20 protein-coding genes and 1 tRNA gene are annotated in these 21000 nt (G+C 72.1%); 12 read left to right on the top strand and 9 right to left on the bottom strand.

Annotation, left to right across the window (positions count from 1 at the left end; genetic code table 11):
* Window positions 1–58 precede the first annotated feature (58 nt).
* Window positions 59–1309 carry an APC family permease gene (locus tag BN6_RS07870; RefSeq protein ID WP_015099038.1) on the bottom strand — a complete coding sequence of 417 codons (1251 nt, stop codon included), beginning with the start codon at window positions 1307–1309 and terminating at the stop codon, window positions 59–61.
* Window positions 1310–1506: 197 nt separating this feature from the next.
* On the opposite strand from BN6_RS07870, the gene BN6_RS07865 reads away from it, so the two are divergent.
* On the top strand, window positions 1507–3003 hold the full coding sequence (locus BN6_RS07865; RefSeq protein WP_015099037.1) for a leucyl aminopeptidase: 1497 nt from the start codon (window positions 1507–1509) through the stop codon (window positions 3001–3003).
* Window positions 3004–3329: 326 nt separating this feature from the next.
* Here the strand turns inward: BN6_RS07865 and BN6_RS07860 are convergent, their stop codons facing one another.
* Window positions 3330–3650 (bottom strand): hypothetical protein, encoded by a 321-nt coding sequence (locus BN6_RS07860; protein WP_015099036.1) that lies wholly within the window; start codon window positions 3648–3650, stop codon window positions 3330–3332.
* A 175-nt stretch (window positions 3651–3825) separates the two neighbouring features.
* Here BN6_RS07860 and lpdA point away from each other — a divergent pair, with 175 nt between their 5' ends.
* The 7 genes from lpdA to BN6_RS07825 all read left to right on the top strand — a co-directional run bounded on the left by lpdA (window position 3826) and on the right by BN6_RS07825 (window position 11204).
* Window positions 3826–5196: a dihydrolipoyl dehydrogenase gene (gene lpdA, locus BN6_RS07855; protein ID WP_015099035.1), complete on the top strand. Its 1371-nt coding sequence runs from the start codon at window positions 3826–3828 to the stop codon at window positions 5194–5196.
* Between the two features lie 54 nt (window positions 5197–5250).
* Window positions 5251–7080: a 2-oxoglutarate dehydrogenase, E2 component, dihydrolipoamide succinyltransferase gene (sucB, locus tag BN6_RS07850; RefSeq protein WP_015099034.1), complete on the top strand. Its 1830-nt coding sequence runs from the start codon at window positions 5251–5253 to the stop codon at window positions 7078–7080.
* Between the two features lie 280 nt (window positions 7081–7360).
* Entirely contained in the window at window positions 7361–8245 is an 885-nt protein-coding gene (locus BN6_RS07845) for a TIGR01777 family oxidoreductase (protein WP_041312246.1), read from the top strand.
* Complete coding sequence (locus BN6_RS07840) at window positions 8242–8883, top strand: phosphatase PAP2 family protein (protein ID WP_015099032.1); 642 nt, start codon at window positions 8242–8244, stop codon at window positions 8881–8883. Before BN6_RS07845 ends, BN6_RS07840 begins: the two co-directional genes overlap by 4 nt.
* Window positions 8880–9623, top strand: coding sequence for a lipoyl(octanoyl) transferase LipB (lipB, locus tag BN6_RS07835; protein ID WP_015099031.1), 744 nt, complete (start codon window positions 8880–8882; stop codon window positions 9621–9623). The genes BN6_RS07840 and lipB overlap by 4 nt, the downstream gene beginning before the upstream one ends.
* 62 nt (window positions 9624–9685) lie before the next feature.
* The gene (locus BN6_RS07830; RefSeq protein WP_015099030.1) at window positions 9686–10717 is read left to right on the top strand and encodes a serine hydrolase; all 1032 of its coding nucleotides are present in this window, start codon (window positions 9686–9688) and stop codon (window positions 10715–10717) included.
* Window position 10718: 1 nt separating this feature from the next.
* Window positions 10719–11204 (top strand): ArsR/SmtB family transcription factor, encoded by a 486-nt coding sequence (locus tag BN6_RS07825; RefSeq protein ID WP_015099029.1) that lies wholly within the window; start codon window positions 10719–10721, stop codon window positions 11202–11204.
* A 59-nt stretch (window positions 11205–11263) separates the two neighbouring features.
* Here the strand turns inward: BN6_RS07825 and BN6_RS07820 are convergent, their stop codons facing one another.
* On the bottom strand, window positions 11264–12199 hold the full coding sequence (locus BN6_RS07820) for an LLM class F420-dependent oxidoreductase (RefSeq protein ID WP_041316302.1): 936 nt from the start codon (window positions 12197–12199) through the stop codon (window positions 11264–11266).
* Between the two features lie 196 nt (window positions 12200–12395).
* Window positions 12396–13034, bottom strand: a complete 639-nt coding sequence (locus BN6_RS07815; RefSeq protein WP_051075951.1) for a TetR/AcrR family transcriptional regulator — start codon at window positions 13032–13034, stop codon at window positions 12396–12398.
* Window positions 13035–13179: 145 nt separating this feature from the next.
* Between BN6_RS07815 and BN6_RS07810 the strand changes: the two genes are divergently transcribed.
* The 3 genes from BN6_RS07810 to lipA are packed head-to-tail and all read left to right on the top strand — an operon-like array spanning window position 13180 to window position 15585.
* Window positions 13180–13629, top strand: coding sequence for a hypothetical protein (locus tag BN6_RS07810; RefSeq protein ID WP_015099026.1), 450 nt, complete (start codon window positions 13180–13182; stop codon window positions 13627–13629).
* A 19-nt stretch (window positions 13630–13648) separates the two neighbouring features.
* A complete protein-coding gene (locus BN6_RS07805; protein ID WP_015099025.1) occupies window positions 13649–14569 on the top strand; it encodes an oxidoreductase in 921 nt (306 codons plus the stop codon).
* A gap of 14 nt (window positions 14570–14583) precedes the next feature.
* A complete protein-coding gene (gene lipA / locus BN6_RS07800) occupies window positions 14584–15585 on the top strand; it encodes a lipoyl synthase (RefSeq protein WP_015099024.1) in 1002 nt (333 codons plus the stop codon).
* Window positions 15586–15617: 32 nt separating this feature from the next.
* Here the strand turns inward: lipA and BN6_RS07795 are convergent, their stop codons facing one another.
* The 5 genes from BN6_RS07795 to BN6_RS07775 all read right to left on the bottom strand — a co-directional run bounded on the left by BN6_RS07795 (window position 15618) and on the right by BN6_RS07775 (window position 17664).
* Window positions 15618–15926 carry a hypothetical protein gene (locus tag BN6_RS07795; RefSeq protein WP_015099023.1) on the bottom strand — a complete coding sequence of 103 codons (309 nt, stop codon included), beginning with the start codon at window positions 15924–15926 and terminating at the stop codon, window positions 15618–15620.
* Between the two features lie 295 nt (window positions 15927–16221).
* Window positions 16222–16401 (bottom strand): hypothetical protein, encoded by a 180-nt coding sequence (locus tag BN6_RS07790; protein WP_015099022.1) that lies wholly within the window; start codon window positions 16399–16401, stop codon window positions 16222–16224.
* A gap of 159 nt (window positions 16402–16560) precedes the next feature.
* A tRNA-Val gene (locus tag BN6_RS07785) sits at window positions 16561–16635 on the bottom strand.
* A 41-nt stretch (window positions 16636–16676) separates the two neighbouring features.
* Window positions 16677–17141, bottom strand: a complete 465-nt coding sequence (locus BN6_RS07780) for a peroxiredoxin (RefSeq protein WP_015099021.1) — start codon at window positions 17139–17141, stop codon at window positions 16677–16679.
* 91 nt (window positions 17142–17232) lie between these two features.
* Entirely contained in the window at window positions 17233–17664 is a 432-nt protein-coding gene (locus tag BN6_RS07775; RefSeq protein ID WP_015099020.1) for a DUF3052 domain-containing protein, read from the bottom strand.
* A 294-nt stretch (window positions 17665–17958) separates the two neighbouring features.
* Between BN6_RS07775 and aceE the strand changes: the two genes are divergently transcribed.
* Window positions 17959–20706: a pyruvate dehydrogenase (acetyl-transferring), homodimeric type gene (gene aceE / locus BN6_RS07770; RefSeq protein ID WP_015099019.1), complete on the top strand. Its 2748-nt coding sequence runs from the start codon at window positions 17959–17961 to the stop codon at window positions 20704–20706.
* The last annotated feature ends 294 nt before the right edge of the window (window positions 20707–21000 follow it).

Below are 21000 nucleotides of genomic sequence, written 5' to 3'. Positions count from 1 at the left end.
CCGACTTCCCGTGGCCACTCACGTACGAGGCCACCTCACTGTTCGCCCTTCCCGGCACTCACCCGACCGAGTGACGAATCCGCCCCAACCCCAACAACCCGGTGCCGACCACCAAGCCGACCCCGGTGATCACCAACGCGTCGGCCGGCGCGCTCATCGCCAACAGCACCGACAGCCCCAAACCCAGGCACGCCGTGCGCATCGGCCACGTCCGGTCTTCTTGGAGCAGGACTCGCGCCGACGCGTTCGTGAACCCGTAATAGAAGGCCGTGCCGCACGCTCCGACCGCGAACGCCGTGGACGTCGGCAACGCCAGGAACGCCACCAGGGCCAACCCGACCGCGACGACCTCCAACGGCCACCGGGCGCGGATGTTCGGCAGGTCTCCGTTCTCCACCAACCCCACCAGCGTGCGCCGCGCGCCGGCCAGCACGAACACCAGCACCGACACCGCCGCGACCGCCGCCCCCACCGCGAGCACCGGCACCAGCGCCCGCCCGTCCGCCGCCACCAACGCGTCCCGCAGCGGAGCCGGCGACAACGCCACCCGCGCCGCCCCGAGCTGGTGGAGGACCGCCGCGCCGACACCCGCCACGACCACGAACACCACGCCGACCAGCACCGGCACGGCCACCTTCAACACCGATGCCGGGAACACCCGGTCGCCCCGCCCCGGCGCGGTGATCCGCTCGAACCCGGTGAACGCGGCGAACATCAGCCCGGCCGCGCCCATGATCCCGTCGAACCCGGGCGACCCGACCGCTCCAGCCGCCCCGACCGCTCCAGCCGCCCCGACCGCTCCAGCCGACTCGGCCGCCCCGACCGGGCTCACCGCCGGCGTCACCGAGAAGCACACCAGCACCACGACCGCCAGCACGGCGAGCACCACCAGCACGGCGGCCCAGGCGACGTACCCGGCCAGGTACCTGCCGACCACCGCCGTCACCACCAGCACGCCCAGCCCCGCGAGCACCCGATCGGAGGGGAACGCGTACGCGCCGAACGCCCCGGCCACCGCCGCCGCCAGCCCGGCCCGCCCGATCAGGTGAGCGCTCGCGCCGATCCGCCCCGGCCACGGCCCGAGCTGGTTGCGGATGTAGGCGTAGCCGCCGGCCGCGTCCGGGTAGGCCCGGTGCTGGTCGGCGGTGGAGTAGGCACAGCACAGCGCGGTCAGCGCGGCGAGCACGAGCGCGAGGAGGAACCAGGGACCCGCGACGGCGGCGGCGGGGGCGAATCCGACGAGGATTCCGGCACCCAGGGTCGCGCCGAGAGCGAGCACCACGGCCCCGGCACGGGGCGTGACTGTCACCGCTACACGGTCCCACAGAGCCCGAGCGCCAACTAACGCCCGGCCAGTTGACCCACGATCGTGTTAATTGTTACTCCCCGCTATGGAAGGTGCGGCGGCCCCGGCTGTGAACAAGACCTTTAGCATTCGTCACGATCCACCCCCGTTCCCGCCGCACGACCAGGAAGTGCCGGGAGGACCCCCGTCAAGGAGCCGCAGTGACCGCGCCCAAACTGGCCATCACCGACAGTGACCTGAGCACCACAGCCGTGGACGCGGTGGTGGTGGGCACCATCCAGGGACCCGACGGCCCCGCCCTCGCGGGTGCCGCCGAGGCGGTGAACGCCGCGTTCGACGGCGGATTGCTGGACGTCCTCACCACCCTGGGCGCGACCGGCAAGGCCGAAGAAGTCGTCGCCGTCCCCACGTTCGGCAAGCTCGCCGCGCCCCTGGTGATCGCCGTGGGCCTGGGCAAGCCGACCGGTGACGACGTGAGCGAGGAGCAGGTGCGCCGCGCGTCCGGTGCCGCCGCCCGTGCCCTCACCGGCAAGAAGCGCGCCACGTCAACGCTGTCCGCGCTGCACCTCGGTGCGGCCGTCGAGGGCACGCTGCTCGGCGCGTACCAGTTCACCGCCTACAAGTCGTCGGCCGGTGAAGCCCCGGTGGTCCGCGTCGACCTGGTCGCCCCCGCCACGGGCACGGTCAAGGCGCACCGCGCGACCGTGAAGGCGTCCACCGCGATCGCGGAGGCCGTCGCCGCGACCCGCGACCTGATCAACACCCCGCCCAACGACCTGTACCCGGCGTCCTTCGCCGAGCGGGCCACCGCGCTGGCCCAGGGCATCGACGGGCTGGAGGTCGAGGTCCTCGACGAGAAGGCGCTGCGCAAGCAGGGCTTCGGCGGCATCCTCGGCGTCGGTCTCGGCTCGTCGCGCCCGCCGCGCCTGGTCCGGGTGACCTACCGCGGCCCGAAGGCGGGCAAGAAGGTCGCCCTGGTCGGCAAGGGCATCACCTTCGACACCGGCGGCATCTCCATCAAGCCCGCGGCGGGCATGGACGAGATGACCTCGGACATGAGCGGCGCGGCGGCGGTCGTGGCGACCGTCGTGCTGGCGGCGAAGCTCAAGTACCCGCTGGAGGTCACCGCGTGGGCCCCGCTGGCGGAGAACATGCCGTCCGGCACCGCCTACCGCCCCGGTGACGTGCTCACCATGTACGGCGGCAAGACCGTCGAGGTGCTCAACACCGACGCCGAGGGCCGCCTGGTGCTGTCCGACGCGATCGCGCGGGCGTGCGAGGACGGGCCGGACTACCTGATCGAGACCTCCACCCTGACCGGCGCGCAGGTCGTGTCGCTGGGCAAGCGGACGGCCGGCGTGATGGGCTCCGACGAGTTCCGCGACCGGGTGGCCGCGCTGGGCCGTGCGGTCGGCGAGAACGCCTGGGCCATGCCGCTGCCGGACGAGCTGCGCGGCGACATCGACTCCCGCGTCGCGGACCTGGCCAACGTCGCCGGGCACCGGTTCGGCGGGATGCTCGTGGCCGGGATCTTCCTGCGCGAGTTCGTCGCCGACGGTGTGCCGTGGGCGCACGTCGACATCGCGGGCCCGTCGTTCCACAACGGCGCGCCCCACGGGTACACCACCAAGGGCGGCACCGGCGTTCCGGTCCGCACGCTCGCCGCCGTCCTCGCGGACATCGCCGCGAACGGCTGATACACCTTTTTCCCACCACGAAGGGGCCCCCGCCGCGGGCCCCTTCGTGCTTTCCCTCTTCTGCGTCACGCCGGCCCCCTGCCGGCAGGGGGCCGGCGTCCGGGAAAACCTCGTGGAAGCCGCCCGAACAGCCGTCGGCATCTACACCGAAACGTTCCCGGTCACCGCTTCGGCCTTTTCCGAGCCGACCCTGCCGGCCGCGCACAACGAACTTCTCCGACACCGCGGCGCGTGCCACTACGACGTTTTTCTGGGCTTGTCAACCACGTGGCCGGCCGACCCGCACAAAATCGTCGACGCACTCCGGTCCGACCTGCCGGGCCGACTCAGCCGTTCTGGTTCTTGCGCCGCGAGTACTCGCGCATCCGCTTCGGGTAGCCCACGATGCCCGCGTCGTAGATCGGGATGCCCAGCTTCTTCGCCAGCTTCTTCGCGCCGTCGGCACCGTCGATGCGCCGCCGCGTCCACTCGCCGTCGTGCGCGACCAGCACTACCGTGGTTTCCGTCACGGTGGTCTTGGGCTCGACGTACGCCTCGACCCCGCGCCGCTCGGCCGCCCACTGCTCCAGGTGCCCGGTGTCCGAGGACGTGGACGACCGCAGCACGCCGGGGCGCTGCTTCCTGCGAAAACGGTCGAACAGGCCCACCGGGCCACCTCCTGACGGGACTCCTGCGGACCATGGTGCCGGCGTCCGTGTGAAGGTGTGGGCAAATCCTCCCAAGAGGACACCGCGTCGCCGTCCTCCGCGAAGTAGTGACAAGATGGCAATCACCCGCGCGCACCCGCGCGATGTAAGGCAACAAGCCCTCCAGGGAGATCCCGTGACCGACACCTCCGCCGACCTTGTGATCCTCGGTGGCGGCTCGGGCGGCTACGCCTGCGCGTTCCGCGCGGCCGAGCTCGGCCTGTCCGTCGTCCTGGTCGAGAAGGACAAGCTGGGCGGCACCTGCCTGCACCGGGGCTGCATCCCGACCAAGGCGCTGCTGCACGCGGCGGAGGTCGCGGACAACGCCCGCGAAGGCGACCAGTTCGGCGTGAAGTCCTCCCTGGAGGGCATCGACATGGCCGGCGTGAACTCCTACAAGGACGGTGTGGTCAGCCGCCTGTACAAGGGGCTTCAGGGCCTGGCGAAGGCGAACAAGGTCACCCTCGTGGAGGGCGCGGGCACGTTCGTCGGCCCGAACACCGTCGAGGTGGGCGGCGACCGGTACACCGGCAAGAACGTCGTGCTGGCCACCGGTTCCTACGCGCGCAGCCTGCCCGGCCTGGAGATCGGCGGCCGGATCATCACCAGCGACCAGGCGCTGAACCTGGACTACGTGCCGGAGAAGGTCGTCGTGCTCGGCGGCGGCGTGATCGGCGTGGAGTTCGCCAGCGTGTGGGCCTCGTTCGGCGCGGACGTGACCATCGTGGAGGCGCTGCCCCGCCTGGTCCCCGCCGAGGACGAGTACGCCTCCAAGCAGCTCGAACGCGCGTTCCGCCGGCGCGGCATCAAGTTCAAGACCGGCGTCAGGTTCACCGGCGCGACCCAGACCGACACGACCGTGTCGGTGAAGCTGGAGTCCGGCGACGTGCTCGACGCCGACGTGCTGCTGGTCGCCGTCGGCCGCGGCCCGAACACCGCAGGCCACGGCTACGAGGAAGCCGGCGTCACGATCGAGCGCGGCTTCGTCATCACCGACGAGCGGCTGCGCACGAACCTGCCCGACGTGTACGCCGTCGGCGACATCGTGCCCGGCCTCCAGCTCGCGCACCGCGGCTTCCAGCAGGGGATCTTCGTCGCGGAGGAGATCGCCGGGCAGAACCCGAAGGTCATCGACGAGGCCGGCATCCCGCGGGTGACCTACTGCAAGCCCGAGGTCGCCTCGGTGGGTCTGACCGAGGCAGCGGCCAAGGAGAAGTACGGTTCGGTGGAGACGTTCGTCTACGACCTCGCGGGCAACGGCAAGTCGCAGATCCTCAAGACCGCCGGCGGCGTCAAGCTGGTCAAGGCGCCGGACGGCCCGGTGGTCGGCGTCACCATGGTCGGCGAGCGGGTCGGCGAGCTGATCGGTGAAGCCCAGCTGATCTACAGCTGGGAGGCCTACCCCGAGGACGTGGCTCCGCTGATCCACGCCCACCCGACCCAGACAGAAGCCCTCGGCGAGGCCTTCCTCGCCCTGGCCGGCAAGCCGCTGCACGTGCACGGCTGACCGTCGCACCCCAGTCAGCCGATCCCCGACCCACGCACGAGGAGTCAGCGAACGATGGCCTTCTCCGTCCAAATGCCCGCACTCGGCGAAAGCGTCACCGAGGGCACGGTCACCCGCTGGTTGAAGCAGGAGGGTGACCGCGTCGAGGTCGACGAGCCGTTGCTGGAGGTGTCCACCGACAAGGTCGACACCGAGATCCCGTCGCCGGCGGCGGGTGTGCTCCAGAAGATCGTCGCCCAGGAGGACGAGACCGTCGAGGTCGGCGCGGAGCTCGCCGTCATCGGCGACGGCGACGCGGCCCCGGCCCAGGAGTCCGCACCCGAGCCGCAGGCCGCCCCGGAGCCCGAGGCCCCGGCCGAGCAGGCCCCGGCGCAGGAGCAGGCACCCGCCCAGCAGTCCGCACCCCAGCAGTCGGGGCAGCAGGAATCCGCGCCCCAGCAGTCCGGGCAGCAGGAGTCCGGTGCCGCCGAAGGCACCCCGGTGACCATGCCGGCGCTCGGCGAGAGCGTCACCGAGGGCACCGTGACCCGCTGGCTCAAGCAGGTCGGCGACCCGGTCGAGGTCGACGAGCCGCTGCTGGAGGTGTCCACCGACAAGGTCGACACCGAGATCCCGTCGCCGGTCGCCGGCACCCTGCTGGAGATCACCGCGGGCGAGGACGAGACCGTCGAGGTCGGCGGCCAGCTCGCGGTCGTCGGCTCGGGCTCCCCCGCGCCGGCCGCCCCGAAGCACGCGCAGCAGGACCCGAAGCCCGCCGAGCAGGCACCGGCCCAGTCCGCGCCCGCCGAGGAGGCCCCCAAGCCCGCGCAGCAGGCCCCGGCCCAGCCCGCGCAGACCCAGCCGCAGCCGACGCAGGCCCAGCCGGCCAAGTCCGAGCCCGCGAAGTCCGAGCCCGCGAAGTCCGAGCCCGCCCAGGCCGAGCCCGCCGCGTCGGACGACGCCAACGGCGCGCCGTACGTGACGCCGCTGGTCCGCAAGCTGGCCTCGGAGAACGGCATCGACCTGGGGTCCCTCAAGGGCACCGGCGTCGGCGGTCGGATCCGCAAGCAGGACGTGCTGGCCGCCGTCGAGGCCGCCAAGGCCCCGGCTCCCGCGCCGGCCGCCGCGGCACCCTCGGCCCCGGCGCAGCGGGTCGCGACCGCGCCCGCGGACACCAGCGGCAAGCGCGGCACCGTGCAGAAGCTGCCCCGCCTGCGGCAGATCGTGGCGCAGCGGACCCGCGAGTCGCTCCAGGTGTCGGCGCAGCTCACCCAGGTGTTCGAGGTGGACGTCACCAAGATCGCCCGGCTGCGCAACCGCGCCAAGGCGGCGTTCGAGCAGCGCGAGGGCACCAAGCTCACGTTCCTGCCGTTCTTCGCGAAGGCCGCCGTCGAAGCGCTCAAGCAGCACCCGGTGCTCAACGCGTCGATCGACGAGGAGAAGAAGGAGGTCGTGTACCACGGTGCCGAGCACCTGGGTATCGCGATCGACACCGAGCGCGGCCTGCTCAACGCCGTGATCGCGAACGCGGGCGACCTCAACCTGGCCGGACTGTCGCACAAGATCGGCGACCTCGCCGCACGGGCGCGCAGCAACAAGCTGACCCCGGACGAGCTGACCGGCGGCACGTTCTCGCTGACCAACCTGGGCAGCAACGGCGCGCTGTTCGACACCCCGATCATCCAGCAGCCGCAGGTCGGCATCCTGGGTGTCGGCGTGGTCAAGAAGCGCGCGGTGGTGATCACCGACGAGAACGGTGACGACACCATCGCGATCCGCTCGATGGCCTACCTGGCCCTCACCTACGACCACCGCCTGGTGGACGGCGCGGACGCGGGCCGCTTCCTCACCACGGTCAAGAACCGCCTCGAAGAGGGCTCGTTCGAGGCCGACCTCGGCCTCTAGCCCCCGCCACCGAAGCCGAAGCCGAAGCCGCCCCGGGACCACCTCCAGGGGCGGCTTCGGCCATTCCACGCCCACGCTCCCCCGTCGCACGCCCTGACTCCGCCCGTCGCACGCCCAAGCTCCGGCCGTTCCACGCCCACGCTCCGCCCGCCTCAAGCCCCCGCACCGGCCGGTCCGCGTCACGGTTGCGAACCAGCCGAGGGACGCCGCCGGCCGCAGTGGTGGGCGCTACACCGGGGCCACTGTGCACCAGGCCGGTCACTGCGAGACGATCATCCCCATGCGGGTAGTCGTCGCGGGTTCGTCCGGTTTCATCGGCACCAGTCTGGTAGCCGCGTTGCGCGGCGCGGAGCACGAGGTCGTCCGGCTGGTCCGCCGCCGCCCCACCGCGCCCGACGAGCGCGGCTGGGATCCGCCCGCCGGGCACCTCGACCCCGGCGCGCTCGACGGCGCGGACGCGGTGGTCAACCTGTGCGGCGCCGGGGTGGCGGACAAGCGCTGGGACCACGCCCGCAAGCAGGTGCTGCTGGACTCCCGAACCGTGCCCACCGAGGTGCTGGCGGCGGCGGTGGTCGAGCACGGCGTGCCGACCCTGGTGAACGCGAGCGCGGTCGGCTACTACGGCGACACCGGCGACGAGGTGGTGGACGAGTCCACGCCGTCGGGCACCGGGTTCCTGGCCGACATGTGCCGGCAGTGGGAGGCGGCCACCGGGGCGGCGGCGTCCCGGCGGGTGGTGCGGCTGCGCACCGGCCTGGTGATCAGCCCGGCCGGCGGGCTGTTCGGCAAGGTCAAACCGCTGTTCCAGTTCTTCCTGGGCGGGCGGCTCGGCGACGGCCGGCAGTACATGCCGTGGATCTCGCTGGACGACGCGATCTCGGCGATCCAGTTCGTGCTGGAGCACGACACCGTCGAGGGCCCGGTGAACCTGACCGCGCCGAGCCCGGTGACCAACGCCGAGTTCACCCGCACGGTCGGTCACGCGCTGCGCCGGCCGACGCCGTGGGTGGTGCCCGGGTTCGCGCTCAAGGCGGTGCTCGGCGGGATCGCCGAGGAGGGCGTCCTGGCGGGCCAGCGCGCGGTGCCGAAGGCGTTGGAGCGCCACGGCTTCCACTTCCTGCACCCGGCGTTGGGCGCGGCGGTGGCGGCGGCCGTCGCCGGATGACCGGCAGCCCGCGCGCGGTGCTCTGCGCGATCGGCGTGGCCCTGGTGCTGGCGTCGGTCGCGCTCGGGATCGCGGTGCGCGGCGGCCCGGCGGGACCGGACGTCGCGCTGCGCGACCGGGCCCGTGAGCTGGGGCCGTTGTTCGTGCAGGCGGCGGACGTGGTCAGCTTCCTGCTCAGCCCCGGCATGGCCGTGATCACGGTGGTGTCGCTGGGGTTGCGCGCGATCCTCGCCCGCGAGCTGCTGGTGTTCAAGGCCGCGGTCTTGCTCGGCGTCGCGTGGTGCACGATCCTGCTCCGGTTCGGGTACGACCGGGTGCGGCCGGTCGTGTTCGACCTGCCGTCCTACCCGAGCGGGCACGTGACGGCGGTGACCGCGGTGGCGTTCACCGGGGTCGTGCTGTGCGCCCACCTCGCCCGCCGCCACCTGCGCAAAGCCGTGCTGCTGGCGGTCGTCGCAGTGGTCCTCACGGCGGCCAGCCGGGTGGCGCTGACGATGCACTGGTTCACCGACACGGTGGGCGCGGCGCTGGCCACGACGGGCGTCGGGCTGCTCGCGGCCCTGGTGCTCCGGCTGCTGCCCTGGCCCGGCGGCCCTCGCCCCGCGGGCCCCGCCGGCAGGCGTAGGGTCGAGCCGTGAGCAGTCCCGAACTCTCCTGCCGCACCTCGACGGATCCGATCGACGTGCGCGAGCTGGGCACCATCGACTACCTGGCCGCGTGGGACCTGCAGCGCGAGCTGAACGACGCCCGCGCGGACGGCGACATCGGCGACACGATGCTGCTGCTGGAGCACCCCGAGGTCTACACCTGCGGTCGGCGCACCGAGGACGAGGAGCGCCCGCGCGGCGGCGACATCCCGGTGATCGACGTCGACCGCGGCGGCAAGATCACCTGGCACGGCCCCGGCCAGCTGGTCGGCTACCCGATCATCGGGCTGGCCGAGCCGATGGACGTGGTGCAGTACGTGCGCCGCCTGGAGCAGGCGCTGATCCACGTGTGCGACCAGCTCGGCGTGCGCACCGGCCGGGTCGAGGGCCGCAGCGGCGTGTGGATCGCGGCGGACGACCGGGGCGTGGAGCGCAAGATCGCGGCGATCGGCATCCGGGTGCAGCGCGGCGTGACCATGCACGGCTTCGAGATCAACTGCAACGCGGACCTGGCCGGGTTCGGCGCGATCATCCCGTGCGGCATCCGGGACGCGGGCGTCGCGTCGCTGTCCGGCGAGCTGGACCGCGACGTCACGGTGGACGAGGTGCGCCCGCTGGCCCGCCAGGCGGTGATCGACGCGCTCAACGGCGACCTGCCGTTGACCGAGCGCACGCTCATCCGTGAACAACCGGTCGCCGCCGGCGTCACGTTCGCGGTGCGAACCCCCTGACAAGCCCGAATCGCCCCCTCTAGTATTCCGGAATTACGGACTACCAGAGGGGAGATCTCGTCGTGCTCCTGACTCGACGGCACCTGCTCTCCGCCTGTGGTGTGGCGGGCGGCACCCTGCTGCTGCCCGCCCTGCCCGCGGCGGCCGACCCCGGCCCCGACGACTGGCTGGGGTGGTTACGCGCGAACCGCGGTCACGTCGCCGCGGTGTTCGACGACGGCAGGGGCGGCCGGCTGGCCCACCGGCCCCACGAACCGCAACCGCTGGCGTCGGCGGTGCACGCCGTGCACCTGGCCGGCTACGACCTCGCGGTGCGGCGGGGCACGGCCGACCCGGGCGAACGCGTCCGCCTCGGCGACTGGGAGCGGTACTGCCTCGCCTCCGACGGCGGCGCGCACCAGCGCGCGCTGGCGGCGCTGAACCTGAAGTCCTCCAACGGTGTCACCGCCGACGACCCCAACGCCACCGTCGCCCTGGACGACCTGGCGGCGGTCGCGGCCCGGTACGGCGACGACGCGGCGGCCGACCACCTGCGGCACCGGCTGGGCGAGCCGACCCTGCGCACGGCCGCGATCCGGGCGGGGTGGCCGGACGCGCCGATCCCGTCGCTGCTCGGCCACCGGCTGCGGGAGGTGTTGGGCCGCGAGGTCGACGTGCGGCGGTACCTGACCGACCCGCGCCTGCAACTGGAGGTGATCGGGCGGCTGCCGGACGTGCCCCGGACCTACGGGGGACAACGGCCGTTCGCGCGCACCACGTGGCGCGGCACCGCCGCCGGCCTGCACCGGCTGCACCGCGCGCTGGACCGGTTCCCCCGCGCGCTGGAGCACCTTGAACACCAGGGACACCGGGAAGGCGGCCGGACCGCGCCGGCGGGCGTGGCCGGGATCGCGGTGCGGGGTGGTTCGCTGCCCGGCGTGCTCACCGTCGGGTGCCGCGTCCGGTGGTACGACGGTCGGGTCGCCGCGGCGGCCCTGCTGGTCGAGGAGGTGGACGAAGCCCGGTACGCGCGGGCGGCGGAACTCGTGGACCTCGTGCTCGACGCCCTGCTGGACCCCGCTGCGCTGGGGGTATTCCAGGTGAGCCTCTCGTAGGATGACCACGGTGGACCTGGTGCAGCGACTTGCCGAGCTGGAGCAGCGCGTGGCCGCCCTGGAGGGCGACGAGCGCGAGACCGTGGTGCTGCCCGAGACCGAGGACGGCGGCGGCGCGGTCGGCTACGGCGGGCGGGTGTCGCTGGGCGGCGGGCGGGTGACGTGGCAGGTCGACGTCACGCCGGAGCGCGCGCTGGCCCTGGCCGACCGGCCGCGGATCGAGGTGCTGGCCGCGTTGGCGCACCCGGTGCGGGTGGACATCGTGCGGTCCCTGCTGGCGCAGGGGCCGCAGCCGGCGGCGGCGCTCCAGGAGGCCGCCCGGCTCGGCTCGACCGGTCAGCTCTACCACCACCTCAAGGCGCTCACCGGCTCCGGCGTGGTCGAGCAGGACAAGCGCGGGAGCTACCGGCTGCGCAGCGCCGCCACCATCCCCGTGCTCGTCCTGCTCGCCGCCGCGTCCGACGTGGCGGGCCAGCTCGGCACCTGACCCGTCCCCCGACCAGCTCCCTGGCCGGCCTCCGGATCAGCCCTGTGGCCGGCTCCGGATCACACCCGGACCTGAGGCGCGACCTCGGCCGCCACCAGCTCCAGGTGGTCGAGGTCGGCCAGGTCCAGCACCTGCAGGTACACCCGGCTGATGCCGGTCTCCGCGTGCCACGTGCCCAACCGCTCGACGACCTCGGCGGGCGTGCCGGCCAGGCCGTTCTCCTTGAGCTCGGCCACCTCGCGGCCGATCGCCGCGGCCCGGCGGGCCACCTCGGCGTCGTCCCGGCCCACGCACAGCACCAGACCGGCAGACCGGGTCATCGTGGCCGGGTCGCGGCCGATCTCCCGGCAGGCCGCGTCGACCCGCTCGAACTGCTCGGCCGCGAACGCGGTGTCCACGAACGGCAGGTTGAACTCGGTGGCGTACTTCGCGGCCAGCGCCGGCGTGCGCTTGGCGCCCTTGCCACCGATGACCACGGGGACCGGGGACTGCGCGGGCTTGGGCAGCGCGGGCGCGTCGGTCAGCGCGTAGTGCTTGCCGTCGAAGGAGAACTTCTCGCCCGACGGCGTGCCCCACAGGCCGGTGATGATCGCGAGCTGCTCCTCGAACAGCTCGAACCGCTCCCCCAGCGACGGGAAGCGCAGGCCGTAGGCGGCGTGCTCCTCCTCGAACCAGCCGGACCCGAGACCGAAGTCGACCCGACCGCCGGACATCACGTCGACCTGGGCGACCGAGATCGCCAGCGGGCCGGGGTGGCGGAAGGTCGCGGCGGTGACCAGCGTGCCCAGCCGGATGGTCGTGGTCTCGCGGGCCAGGCCGGCCAGCGTGATCCACGCGTCGGTCGGGCCGGGCAGCCCGTCGCCGGGCCCCATCCGCAGGTAGTGGTCGGACCGGAAGAACGCGCCGTAGCCCGCGTCCTCGGCGGTGCGGGCGACGCGCAGCAGGTCGTCGTAGGAAGCCCCCTGCTGGGGCTCGGTGAAGATGCGAAGCTCCAGTTCCACGGCTCAACGCTAATCGCCGCCCACCGCACCCCGCGATCCGACGCCCGAAACCACGCGCCCGTGCGCCGGCCACGCCGTCCGGGGTGCGCGAAGCTCGCGGCCAACGAGTCCAGGTCGACGTGCCCGGCGTGGTCGAGCGCCGCGAAGACCGAGCACGTCATACCGGTGTCGGCCGGCGGCGTTCGGCGGGTCAGCGGCGGCGGGAGCGGGAGCGCTCAGGAATCACGCGGGGCGGCGGCTCGGTGACCCGCAGGCCCTCGACCACCCGGACGATGGTGCGCTCGACCTCGGCGCTCGCCTTGCGCGGGTCGGCCGCGCCGGCGATCGTACTCGCGCCCGCCGACAGCGCCCCGAACAGCAGCCGGGCCATCGTCTCCACCGGCAGCTGCTCCAGCTCGCCGCTGGTGATCAGCACCTCGATGGTCGAGCGCAGCAGGCCGTAGCTGAAGTGCTCCTCCGCCTCGCGCCACCGCTCCCAGCCCATCACCACCGGCGCCTCGTGGATGACGATCCGCTGGTAGGACGGCTCCAGGCAGACCCGCACGTACGCCCGCAGCCCGGCGATCGCGGTGTCCCACGGGTCCCCGGGCGCGCTGACGATCTCGCCGAGCTTGCGCATGAACGCGTTCTCGACCGAGTCGAAGGCCGCCTCGAACAACGCCTGCTTGCCGCTGAAGTGGTGGTACAGCGCGCCCTTGGTCAGCCGTGCCCGCTTGGCCACCTCGTCGAGCGACGTGCCCGCGTAGCCGCGTTTGGTGAACAGCTCCACGGCACTGTCCACGAGGGCCTGCCTCGTGGACTCGGAGTAATCGACACGCCTCGACCGCACTGTCACCACGTTCACAACCGTACGACATACCGACGGTACGTACCCGTGGTATGTTCGCCCCATCGGCCATACCGGCGGTATGCCAAAGACCTGGGGTATGACGCCGGTCACCGACCGGGCCGACCACCGAGAGGGAGGCGTGATCATGAGTTGGAACGACTTCTACCGGCGGCGCGACGCTCTGGACGCCGTGCTCCGCACCGCGGCCCCCGCGGCTCCCCTGACCTTCGACCGCGCCCTGTTCGCCACCGAGGACGAGCTCCTGCTGGCCCTGCACTACCGGTGGATGCAGCAGCTCACCGGCCGGCTCGGCGTCGCGCTGGAGAACAGCGACGACGACCGCGTGGAGATCGTCACCCGCACGTGGCGCACCCTGGCCGCCCAGCAGCCCGTGCTGCGCGCCGTGCTGGACGAGCACCTGACCGCCACCGACGCCGTCGAGCGCGAGCAGCGCCTGCTGGCGCTCACCGCGGGCCTGGCCGAGCTGTCCGAGCCGAGCGACGAGATCACCCGGGTCGGCGCGGCGTTCGCCACGCTGATCCGCACCGGCCCGGACGCGCCGGCCCAGCCGCGCAAGCTCGCCAAGAGCGCCTGACGCCGGTTAGGTGGTCACCATGAAGTGGACCGAAGCGGACATCCCCGACCAGACCGGCCGCACCGTGCTGGTGACGGGGGCGAACTCGGGGCTCGGCCTGCGCACCGCCGAGGTGCTGGCCGCCAAGGGCGCCCGGGTGCTGATGGCCTGCCGGTCCACCGAACGCGGGCAGCGCGCACTGGAGCGCGTGCTCGCGGGCGGCGGCGAGGCGGAACTGCTCACGCTGGACCTGGCCGACCTCACCTCGGTCCGCGACGCCGCCGCCGAGGTGCGCGACCGCGCCGACCGGGTGGACGTGCTGATCAACAACGCCGGCGTGATGGCGTGCCCGCAGGAGCGCACCGTCGACGGCTTCGAGCGCCAGTTCGGCACCAACCACCTCGGCCACGCCGCGCTGACCTGGCGGCTGATGCCGCTGCTGCGCGCGACGCCGGGGGCCCGCGTGGTCACCGTGTCCAGCCTCGCCCACCAGCAGGGCGCGGTGGACCTGGCCGACCCGAACTACGAGGTGCGCAAGTACTCCGCGTGGGGCGCGTACGGGCAGTCCAAGCTGGCCAACCTGCTGTTCGCCAGGGAGCTCGACCGGCGCTGCCGGGCGACGGGCGCGGACGTGACGTCCGTCGCCGCGCACCCCGGCCTGACCGTCACCGAACTCAGCTCCACGATGGCCCGCGCGCACCGCAACCCGCTGCTGACCGTGGGCGCGAAGATCACCGCGCTGATCTCCCAGAACGTCGCGATGGGCGCGTTGCCGCAGCTCTACGCCGCGACGTCGCCCGGCGTTGAGGGCGGCGGCTACTACGGCCCCGGCGGGTTCCGCGGCATGCGCGGCCACCCCGCCCGCGCCGGCTCCACCGCGGCCTCCCGGGACGAACTCGCGGCCAGCCGGTTGTGGGACCTGACCGCCGAACTCACGGGCGTCACGCCCGACCCCTCGTGACGTAGGGTTGGCAGGTGACCGTCGTACCTGAGGGTCGGAAGCTGCTGCGACTAGAAGTCCGCAACAGTCAAACGCCCATCGAGAAGAAGCCCTCGTGGATCAAGACCAAGGCGAAGATGGGCCCCGAGTACCGGGAGCTCAAGGGCCTGGTCAAACGCGAGGGCCTGCACACGGTGTGCGAAGAGGCCGGCTGTCCCAACATCTACGAGTGCTGGGAAGACCGCGAAGCCACCTTCCTGATCGGTGGCGAGCAGTGCACCCGGCGGTGTGACTTCTGCCAGATCGACACCGGCAAGCCCGCCGACCTGGACCGCGACGAGCCGCGCCGGGTGGCCGAGTCCGTGCAGGCGATGGGCCTGCGGTACTCGACGGTGACCGGCGTGGCCCGGGACGACCTGGCCGACGGCGGCGCGTGGCTCTACGCCGAGACCGTCCGGCAGATCCACGCGCTCAACCCCGGCACGGGCGTCGAGCTGCTGATCCCGGACTTCAACGCGGTGCCCGAGCAGCTGGCCGAGGTGTTCGAGTCCCGGCCCGAGGTGCTCGCGCACAACCTGGAGACCGTGCCGCGGATCTTCAAGCGCATCCGCCCGGCGTTCCGCTACGAGCGGTCGCTGGAGGTGATCACGAAGGCCCGCGAGGCCGGCCTGGTCACCAAGTCGAACCTGATCCTGGGCATGGGCGAGACCCCGGAGGAGGTCGCCGAGGCGCTGCGCGACCTGCACGAGGCGGGCTGCGAGATCATCACGATCACCCAGTACCTGCGCCCGTCGCCCCGGCACCACCCGGTCGAGCGCTGGGTGAAGCCCGAGGAGTTCGTGACCCACAAGGAGACCGCCGAGGGCATCGGCTTCTCCGGGGTGATGGCCGGGCCGCTGGTCCGCTCCTCGTACCGCGCGGGCAGGCTCTACGCGCAGGCCGTGCAGAAGCGCGGTGACGTGCTCCCGGACAACCTGCACCACCTGCTGGAGGCGGGCAGCGCGGCACAGGAGATCACCTCCCTGCTCGCCCGCTAGTCCCCACTCGTCCGACGGACGCCCGGCCTCGATCAGGCCGGGCGTTCGTGCTGTCCGGGCGACCTCCGCCGCACGACCAGGCCGCCCACCGCGACCAGCGCGCCGACCACGAGGACCGGCACCGCCCAGCCGAGCCGGCCGGCGCGCAGCCGGGCGCAGATCTCGACCAGCGCGGCGCCCTGCGCCTTGACCGCCACCGCGTCGAACCCGAGCCCGACGCCGTTGCCGCAGGCCACCGGGAACCCGGCGGGCGAACTCGTGGTCGACGGCAGGAGCAGGATCAGCAGCCCCGCCGACAGGAACGCGACCCCCACCACCACGGCGACCGTCCTGGGCGACATGGCGACAAGCTACGGGTCGGGCGTTCCTCGGCCCAGGGGATCAGACCCCTGACTCGTCTCCCCGCCGCGCCCGCGGAACGCCTCACCGAGCCCGGCCCCGTCCCGTCCCTTCCCGCCCCGTCTCGCCTCGCCTCGGCTCGTCGCACAGGCTCGTCGCGCCCTGCTGCGGTCAGCGGCGAAACGGGCGATCCAGAACCCAGGTGAAACCGATCACAACGAGGCGGTGGGAGCGGCCCGAGAATGCGCGATCGCGGTTGTCCGCGACGACGTTCACCACCCGGCCACCGCGATTTCACTACTCGGTGGTTCCGTTTGTGGTGATCGCGGTCGACTCGACTTCCGTGCTGATCAATCGGGTTCCCGCGTCCTGGACTCCCCAGAGTTCCAGCAGGCTGGCGACGGCTTGCCGGATGCCCTCGTAGCTCTCGGTCGGCAGGCCCGACGGGAGCTTGACGTGTAGCTCCGGCTTGTGCATGAGTCCAGCGTCCCGGCAGGCAGACGGTCACGCAATGCCCTGATAGTGGAATCCCGAATGATTGAGCAGGCGATAGCGGAATCGTTCGCAGTGACCCACCGGACGGATTACGGCCAGATTTCGATCATATTCGGGGGTTGTCTGTGAACCTGCACACAGTGGTGGGCGCGACAGGATTCGAACCTGCGACCGCTCGGGTGTAAACCGAGTGCTCTTCCGCTGAGCTACACGCCCGGGGACGCCGGCCCCGACGGGGGACGGCGCCGGAAACGCTATCAGGACTTCAGCGCGGCCACTGCCTTCTTCCAGGCCTCCTGGTCGCGCGGCTCGCCGGGCGCGTTGACCTCGGCGTAGCGCACCACACCCGCGGTGTCGATCAGGAACGTGCCGCGGTTGGCCAGGCCCGCGGTCTCGTTGAACACGCCGTACTCGGCCGCGACCGCGCCGTGCGGCCAGAAGTCCGACAGCAGCGGGAACGGGTAGCCCTGCTGCTCGGCCCACGCCTTGAGGCTGAACGGCGTGTCCACCGACACCCCGAGGACCTGCACGTTCTCGTCCTCGTACGCCGCCAGTTCGTCCCGCACCTGGCACAGCTCGCCGGTGCAGATCCCGCTGAACGCGAACGGGTAGAACACCAGCAGCACGTTGCGCTCGCCGCGGAACGACGACAGCGCCACCGGCTGCTTGTTGTAGTCGTTGAGCGTGAAGTCCGGAGCCTCCGAACCGACCTCGACCGCCATGCCACACCCTTCCGCGCACCCGCCCGACAAGACGGGCTCCACACCTGCGGAGCCCGCCGTCGAGCCTAGCGGCCGCGCGGTCGGGACGTGGTCAGCGCTTCGTCTTGGCCGACTTCGGCGACACCAGTCTGGTGGCCGTCCAGTCCGGGCTCACGGTGATGTTGGAGGTCTGGGCGAGCCCCGCGGTGGACACGCTCTCGGCGATCTCACTGGGCTCGACGTGACCCTCGCGCCCGGTCTTGGGCGTCAGGACCCAGATCACGCCCTCGTCGGCCAGCGACGTGGTGGCGCTGATCAGGGCGTCGGTCAGGTCACCGTCGTCGTCGCGCCACCACAGCACGACCACGTCCATGACCTCGTCGGAGTCCTCGTCGAGCAGCTCACCGCCGACGCGTTCTTCGATCGCGGCACGCAGGTCGTCGTCGACGTCCTCGTCCCAGCCGATCTCCTGGACCACGCTGCCCGGATCGATCCCGAGCCTGTCGGCGACACCGATCTTGCCGGCGTCTTCCGCGGCGACCACGGCTTCCACTCCTCCAAGTACACAAGAGCGGCAGCCGGGTTCGACTGCCGCGCGATGTCACTACCAGTCGCGGTTAGCGAACACTGTCGGACCTGCCAAGCGCAACCGTAACAGGCGGGACACGCCGCATCGGGTACCCCGGGATGCGTTCCACCATCCGGATGAGGCACGCTGTACATACCTCCTATTCGCGCGCGCGAGAGACACGATCCAGAACTACTCACGGGTAGCACTGCCCGGATCGGGTGCCTCGGGCGACGATGGGAGTCAGAGACCCCGGAACGAGGAGATCCCTTGAGCCCCCAGAACACTCCCGAACGGGTGCACGTCATCCGTGACGGTCTGGCAGCCCACCTCCCGGACATCGACCCGGAGGAGACCGCGGAGTGGCTGGAGTCCTTCGACGCCGCGCTCAAGGGCGGCGGGCAGCAGCGGGCCCGCTACCTGATGCTGCGGCTGCTCGAGCGGGCGAGGGAGAGCCACGTCGGTGTACCGTCGCTGACCAGCACGGACTACGTCAACACGATCGCCACCGAGCGTGAGCCGTGGTTCCCCGGCGACGAAGAGGTGGAGCGCCGCTACCGGGCGTGGATCCGGTGGAACGCGGCCATGACGGTGCACCGCGCGCAGCGGCCCGGCGTGGGCGTGGGCGGCCACATCTCGACCTACGCCTCGTCGGCGAGCCTCTACGAGGTCGGCTTCAACCACTTCTTCCGCGGCAAGGACCACCCCGGCGGCGGCGACCACGTGTTCATCCAGGGCCACGCCTCCCCCGGCGTGTACGCGCGCGCGTTCCTGGAGGGCCGGCTCTCGGCCGAGCAGCTCGACGGCTTCCGCCAGGAGTACTCGCACGCGGGCCCCGGCGGCGGCCTGCCGTCCTACCCGCACCCGCGGCTGATGCCGGACTTCTGGGAGTTCCCGACCGTCTCCATGGGTCTGGGCCCGATGAACGCGATCTACCAGGCCCGGTTCAACCGGTACCTGCGCGACCGGGGCATCAAGGACACCTCCGACCAGCACGTCTGGGCGTTCCTGGGCGACGGCGAGATGGACGAGCCGGAGTCGCGCGGCCTGCTCCAGATCGCCGCGAACGAGCAGCTGGACAACCTGACCTTCGTGGTCAACTGCAACCTGCAGCGCCTCGACGGCCCGGTCCGCGGCAACGGCAAGATCATCCAGGAGCTGGAGGCGTTCTTCCGGGGCGCCGGCTGGAACGTCATCAAGGTCATCTGGGGCCGCGAGTGGGACTCGCTGCTGCACGCGGACCGCGACGGCGCGCTGGTCAACCTGATGAACCAGACGCCGGACGGCGACTACCAGACCTACAAGGCCAACGACGGCGCGTACGTCAAGGAGCACTTCTTCGGCCGCGACCCGCGGACCAAGGAGCTGGTCGCGCCGATGACCGACGACGAGGTGTGGAACCTCAAGCGCGGCGGTCACGACTACCGCAAGGTCTACGCGGCGTACAAGGCGGCCACCGAGCACCACGGCCAGCCGACGGTCATCCTCGCCAAGACCATCAAGGGCTACGGCCTGGGCCCGCACTTCGCCGGGCGCAACGCCACGCACCAGATGAAGAAGATGACCCACGAGGACCTGAAGCTGTTCCGCGACAGCCTGCGCATCCCGATCGCGGACGCCGACCTCGACCCGTACCTGCCGCCGTACTACCACCCCGGCCAGGACTCCCCGGAGATCCAGTACCTGCTGGAGCGCCGCAAGCAGCTCGGCGGCTACGTGCCGGAGCGCCGCACCAAGGCCAAGGCGCTGGTGCTGCCCGGTGACAAGGTCTACGACGTGATCCGGCGCGGCTCGGGCAAGCAGGAGGTCGCCACCACGATGGCGTTCGTCCGGCTGGTCCGCGACCTGGCCAAGGACCCGGAGATCGGCAACCGGATCGTGCCGGTCATCCCGGACGAGGCGCGCACGTTCGGCATGGACTCGATGTTCCCGGCGCAGAAGATCTACAACCCGAACGGCCAGCTCTACACGTCCGTGGACGCGCAGCTCATGCTGGCGTACAAGGAGTCCGAGCAGGGCCAGATCCTGCACGAGGGCATCAACGAGGCCGGCTCGACGGCGTCGTTCACCGCGGCGGGCACGTCTTACGCCACGCACGGCGAGCCGATGATCCCGATCTACATCTTCTACTCGATGTTCGGGTTCCAGCGCACCGGTGACGGCCTGTGGGCGGCGGCCGACCAGATGGCGCGCGGCTTCGTGCTGGGCGCGACGGCGGGCCGCACCACGCTGACCGGCGAGGGCCTCCAGCACGCCGACGGGCACTCGCTGCTGCTCGCGCACACCAACCCGGCGGTGGTCGCCTACGACCCGGCGTGGTCGTTCGAGGTGGCGCACATCGTGCGGGACGGCCTGCGGCGGATGTACGGCGAGAACGCCGAGAACATCTTCTACTACATGACCGTGTACAACGAGCCTTACCAGCAGCCGGCCGAGCCGGCGGACTTGGACGTGGAGGGCCTGCTCAAGGGCCTGTACCGCTACCAGGTGGCGGCCGGCACGGGCCCGCGCGCGCAGGTGCTGGCCTCGGGCGTGGGGATGCCGTGGGCGCTCAAGGCGCAGCGGCTGCTGGCCGAGGAGTGGGGCGTGCAGGCCGACGTCTGGTCCGCGACGTCGTACTCCGAGCTGCGCCGCGAGGCGGTCGAGGTGGACCGGCACAACCTGCTGCACCCCGACCAGGAGCCGCGGGTGCCTTACGTGACGCAGGTGCTGGCGGAGGCGGCCGGCCCGGTGGTCGCGGTGTCCGACTGGATGACGGCCGTGCCGGACCTGATCCGGCCGTACGTGCCGACCGACATGACGACGCTGGGCACGGACGGCTTCGGCTTCTCCGACACCCGGCCGGCGGCCCGGCGGCACTTCCTGGTCGACGCGGAGTCGATCACGGTCGCCACGCTGGCGGCACTCGCCAAGCGCGGCGAGGTCCAGCAGTCGCTCGTGGTGCAGGCGGCGCGCAAGTACCGCTTGGACGACGTGAACGCGGCCGGCCCGTCCACCTCGGACGCCGGCCTGGCGTAACCGCACCCCGCGGCTGGGCGGAAGGTCGGCCCGCGGGCGGGTTGTGACGAAGGGCGTGTGGGGCTCCACCCGATCGGGTCGGGCCCCACGCGCCTTTTTGCGGGTTGGCGGGCGGTGCGCGCTCCTACGATCTGCGTCACGGATCTCAGCGGGGTGGGACCGGGCGGGGAGCGGCCGCGTGGTGCCCGTGGTGGCCCCTGGGAGGCGCTCAGGCTTCGCGAGGCGGCGGGAGTGGACCCGGGGAGGGGTCCGGACCGCCACGGGCCTCTCAGCGGCGGTCAGGTGCGCCCGGCG

Origin of the sequence: Saccharothrix espanaensis DSM 44229 (assembly GCF_000328705.1) — a bacterium.
Lineage (GTDB): Bacteria > Actinomycetota > Actinomycetes > Mycobacteriales > Pseudonocardiaceae > Actinosynnema > Actinosynnema espanaense.
The sequence above is the reverse complement of the archived record's forward strand: the minus strand, read 5'-3'. Positions and strand labels throughout refer to the sequence as shown.